The 280-nt window shown below is 37.9% G+C and carries 1 protein-coding gene; it reads left to right on the top strand.

Going from position 1 to position 280, the window contains the following annotated elements; genetic code table 11:
* A partial coding sequence (locus ACFIK0_RS09565) for a hypothetical protein (protein ID WP_375663938.1) occupies positions 1 to 280 on the top strand: 280 nt, incomplete at both ends.

Genomic DNA, 280 nt, shown 5'->3' with positions numbered 1-280 from the left:
TTCTTTTAGCTACATTACTCATCATTGTTGCTTCCATCGGTGGTATTCATGCCAAGATGGAAAAACACGTTGCCGACTGGCTCGGTGTAAACCGGTTATTAATCTTGATTCTCTTGATCGTCATTATTGTTCAAACTGTGACTAGCTTTCCTCAAATGTTAATTTGGCACATTCTATGGATTTTCTTTATTGCCATTTTATATAGTTTAATGGAAGTTGTTTTTCGAGAAAAAATGGAAACCTTTGGCAATCCTCGTCATGCGCATCTCCTGATAGCTGG

It is taken from the genome of Bartonella sp. CL63NXGY, assembly GCF_042194905.1.
Lineage (GTDB): Bacteria > Pseudomonadota > Alphaproteobacteria > Rhizobiales > Rhizobiaceae > Bartonella.
This window is presented reverse-complemented; position numbering and strand designations above follow the sequence as displayed.